Annotated in this window: 1 pseudogene; it reads left to right on the top strand. The window is 46.7% G+C overall.

What is annotated here, in order from left to right:
- A pseudogene (locus Q0338_RS10350) lies at positions 1-963 on the top strand (hypothetical protein); the annotation flags it as partial.
- Between the last annotated feature and the right edge of the window lie 158 nt (positions 964-1,121).

Here is a 1,121-nt window from a genome sequence, read left to right as displayed (position 1 = left end):
ATTTCAAATTTGATGAAAGAGCAAAAGAGCGGGTCAAATTTGAGCGGGTTAAACCCAGCAAAAAGCTCAAATTTTGCCGCCAAACCGGTGCTGTCGCCCGATATCGCTCAAATTTACGCTGCAAGCTCAAATTTGCAGGAGGGCGGCGAGCTGGAGGGGTATCTTTACGGCGAGGCCAAAGTGCGATTTTACGACGCTAAAAAGGGGCTTGACGAGGTTCGCGAGGTAAATTTCACGCTAAGGCTGGATGAAGCTCAAAAAAGCGCCGACTGGAGCGAAGCTAGCGAAAATATGCATTTTACCGCGGTTGCAGAGCCGAATTTCAAGCTCTCATACGCGCCGCTGCCGGGCTTTGTCGCGGGAGCTAAAAATTTCAAAGAGCTAACCAAAAATTTCAAAGAATTTATCTATAGAAACTACAAACTTAGGCTCTTTAGCGCGCTAAATTTAAGCTCGGCGCCGGGCGAGAGCAAGGAGGAGTTTTACGTCCGTTTGGCCGATAAATGCAACGAAATTTTAGAGGCGCAAACGGCTAAGCTTACGGCTGAGTTTGACAAACAAAAAGCGCGCCTAGAGGAGAAACTAAACCGCTCGGTGGCAAAGCTGGAAAAAGAGCAGCGAGACTTTAAAAGCAAAGGTATAGAGACTGCGATCTCGGTGGGTGCTAGCATTTTGGGCACGATTTTTGGCAAAGGGCTACTAAGTAGCGGCAACATCGGCAAGGTCGCGACCTCCGCACGTTCGGCAAATAGCGTGCTAAAAGAGCGCAGCGACGTCAAACTAAGCGAGCAAGAAGTCGCCCAGCTAAACGCGCAGATCGAGGAGCTGATGGCGAAATTTGAAGAAGACGCTAGCGCGCTAAAAGCCAAAAACGACGTGCAAAACGTGGAAGTGACAGAGGTGGAGGTTAGTCCAAAAAGTAGCGATATATACGACGAAAAACTCTATCTTCTTTGGAAATAAATTTAACAGCTCGTCTCGCGAGTGCTTTTAAATGATTTCGTAAATTTCGCCCTGCGACAGACTATATGTCTAGTCTTGGGACGAAATTTACTTCAAAACATTTAAAATCATCTCACGATACTTCGCCTTATCGTTTTACGCTCAAATTCGAAGTCAAA

Origin of the sequence: uncultured Campylobacter sp., assembly GCF_938018145.1 — a bacterium.
GTDB lineage: Bacteria > Campylobacterota > Campylobacteria > Campylobacterales > Campylobacteraceae > Campylobacter_A.
This window is presented reverse-complemented; position numbering and strand designations above follow the sequence as displayed.